The organism is Rhodothermales bacterium (genome assembly GCA_013002345.1).
Taxonomy (GTDB): Bacteria; Bacteroidota; Rhodothermia; order Rhodothermales; family JABDKH01; genus JABDKH01.
The window spans coordinates 1-2,804 of sequence record JABDKH010000022.1 but is presented as its reverse complement, the minus strand read 5'-3'; the positions used below and the strand labels follow the sequence as shown (position 1 = coordinate 2,804).

Annotated in this window: 3 protein-coding genes and 1 other RNA gene; all 4 read left to right on the top strand. The window is 58.3% G+C overall.

The genetic code is table 11. The features are described 5' to 3' along the window. Positions 1–159: 159 nt before the first annotated feature. Positions 160–642: a hypothetical protein gene (locus tag HKN37_00985; GenBank protein ID NNE45213.1), complete on the top strand. Its 483-nt coding sequence runs from the start codon at positions 160–162 to the stop codon at positions 640–642. A 57-nt stretch (positions 643–699) separates the two neighbouring features. Beyond that, positions 700–1,068: a transfer-messenger RNA gene (gene ssrA, locus HKN37_00980) on the top strand. A 130-nt stretch (positions 1,069–1,198) separates the two neighbouring features. Continuing rightward, positions 1,199–1,678, top strand: coding sequence for a DUF4199 domain-containing protein (locus tag HKN37_00975; protein ID NNE45212.1), 480 nt, complete (start codon positions 1,199–1,201; stop codon positions 1,676–1,678). Between the two features lie 259 nt (positions 1,679–1,937). After that, positions 1,938–2,699: a glucose 1-dehydrogenase gene (locus HKN37_00970; protein NNE45211.1), complete on the top strand. Its 762-nt coding sequence runs from the start codon at positions 1,938–1,940 to the stop codon at positions 2,697–2,699. Positions 2,700–2,804: the final 105 nt, after the last annotated feature.

Sequence of the window (2,804 nt, the reverse complement as noted above, 5' to 3'; positions counted from 1 at the left end):
CGCCCTCCTTGGCTGGAGCCCACAGGTGCCAAAAGCACCATACGGAAGCGCTCCGTCGCCAGGTGGTCGTGTTGGGTGAGCACGGCTACCTGGCTTTCTTTTTGGACAGAGATTTGATATCTGTGTCTAGATAAACGATCACCCTCAGCATGATGACGAATGTGGAACAGGACTTCGGCAGGTGAAGGAGCAGCGGTGTGGACGCCGCTACTGGTGGCGGTGGCAATGGGTATGGCGGCGTGTGCGCCGTCCATATCGCCGTTGTACCGCGACTACGATCTGCGGGACGCGCCTGCGGGTGACATGTCCGCGCGCATTGAGCGGGCGCTGACCGATACGCGCTGGAGGGTTGTCCCATCCGAGACACCCCATGTGGTTGCGACGGATACCGTCACGATCCGGCGATGGGGGCTGTACCGTGTGGAGGTGGCCATTGAAGTGGCTCCCGTGGGTGATCGGTACGTGCGCGTGCTGGTGCATCCGTACCGGAAATACTTCACCGGGACGCGCCGGAAGATCCCCTATTTCAAGCGAAGCCTGCGCCGGACGATACTACCCGGGTTGACGCGCGCGTTTGAGGCGCAGGGCCTGTACGCGATCGGTTCGGCGATGGAGCGTGACAAAGAGGCACGCCGGCGATAGCTGGAACCGTTTTTGCTTGCTACGGTAGTGAATAGCGACAATGTTCTTTGCGGAAATGGGGATGACATGGATTCGACGGATGGAATCCGACATCAGGCTGCGTGTCGAGCATCCTGGAATGCTCGTAAATCCTACCAGGAAAACACATAAATGCGAACGATTACTCGTACGCGATGGCTGCTTAAATAGCGCTGTCTGTCTCTCTCCTTGCCCGTCTGCCGGCGGGGAACAGGGGCATCATCAATGGTAGACTGGCCGTTTCCGGATCCGGCTGTTCTGGAGCGGTGACATCAATCAGCCTTGGCTGCTGTAGTGCCGAGTCGGTCGGCATGCTGTAGCGGCGACACTCAAATAGGCCGGCTACACACGTAGAGGCCTGAATGTTTGACCATTCGGACCCGGGTTCGACTCCCGGCATCTCCACTACCGAACCCCCGTCTCGTTGCGAAGCAATGGGATGGGGGTTTTGTTTATGAGCAGGTCACGACTTGGCTCACGATATCTTCTGCAAGGGCTACCGTTTCCCGCTTTCATCCAAGACAACCCATCTAGGATTATGAAAGGACCAATTCGTTGGGGCGTGATCCTCGGAGGTGCGGTCGCCGTGCTGATCTTTGTTTTCGGCCTGGTTGGGTGGCACCGCACGTTCGAGATGTCGTTCGTCTTCCTGGCCATAGCCATTCTGATCAACGGCGTGGCAGTGGTTTTGTGCTTGCATGAGCGGGCTTCGACGCATGGCTGGTTGAGTCAGGTCAAAAACGGGCTGGTCGTTGGGCTCGTCGGCTCCGTGATCATCTTCTTCGCATCGTGGCTCGTGACATCGGTGGTATTCCCGGACTACTTCACTGAGATGGCTGCCGGGTATCGAGAGATGTACGTCAATATGGGAATGTCCGAGGCCGAGGTAACCGACCTTGTTGCTGCAACAGCTAACACGTCACCGGTCAGGTCGGCGGTCGATGGTGTAGTAGGTACAATAGCGACCAGCCTTATGGTCGCCGCCATCGCAGGAGTTTGGCTTCGGAAAAAGGACTGAGGGGTAGTGCTCGTCCCGCAAGCTCCCGACCGGATGGTCACTGGTGACGAAGGCTCGTCCTCAACGGAAGGCGCGTCGGTGAACGAGAGCGTCCTGAACCCCGCATATACCCGACGCCGGGCACAATCTTGCGACCGAGGCGAAGCTTCACTACAATAAATTCTTAATCACTGCTCCGCGCGCCCGGCGCCGCAAATGCAAAAACCGATTGTGCGGTGCCGGATCGTATTCATCTCTTGGGAGGTCTTAGATGTCAGGAATGCATGGAAGGGTCGCCCTGATCACTGGGGCGAGTAGCGGAATCGGAGCGGCCACGGCAAAGGCGTTTTCAACAAAGGGCGCCAAAGTCGTGTTGGCGGCTCGCCGAGAGGACCAGCTGGCGGAGCTGGCTGCGGCGATAGCCAACACAGGCGGCGAGGCGACGTATGTGAGGACAGATGTTTCCGTCGCGTCCGACGTAGAGCGAATGGTGGGACATGCGATTGAGTCGTTCGGACGACTCGACTTCTGTGTGAACAATGCAGGAGTCGAGGGCGAATTAGCCTCTATTGTTGACTTCCCCGAGGAGGAATTCGATCGCGTCCTCGCGATCAACTTGAAGGGCACATTTCTATCCATGAAGTACGAGGCGCAGGCCATGCTCGCAGGTGGGCATGGGGGAGCAATCGTAAACGTAGGGTCAGTGAACTCCTTTCTTGGGTTCGGCGGTGGCTCGGCGTACGCTACCTCGAAGCACGGTCAGGTGGGTCTCACGACGAGCGTCTCCGCCGAGCTAGCGCCTCAGGGTATAAGAGTGAACCTGGTCTGCCCGGGCATCACCGATACACCGATGCATCGCCGCATTCGCGGGGTCATCGGTGATGAGGCTTTTGACAACATCATTCAGGGTCGCGTCCACCAGAAGCGAGCAGGCCGGCCTGAGGAGATCGCCGCCACAATCGTCTTCCTGTGCTCCGACGATGCGAGCTATGTGACAGGGACAACACTGACTCCTGACGGTGGCATGACGCTGACGCTCTAGGTTGAGCGACGTGGCAGGTCCACACTTCTGTGCCGTACCGCATTACAAGCGATTGCTGCCGACACGAAATTCCTGGTCGAAGCGCTCCGCGATTGTCATCTGGCA

Coding starts and splice junctions, on each gene's coding strand:
- HKN37_00985 (NNE45213.1), top strand. CDS start 160: ATGTGGAACAGGACTTCGGCAGGTGAAGGAGCAGCGGTGTGGACGCCG.
- HKN37_00970 (NNE45211.1), top strand. CDS start 1,938: ATGCATGGAAGGGTCGCCCTGATCACTGGGGCGAGTAGCGGAATCGGA.
- HKN37_00975 (NNE45212.1), top strand. CDS start 1,199: ATGAAAGGACCAATTCGTTGGGGCGTGATCCTCGGAGGTGCGGTCGCC.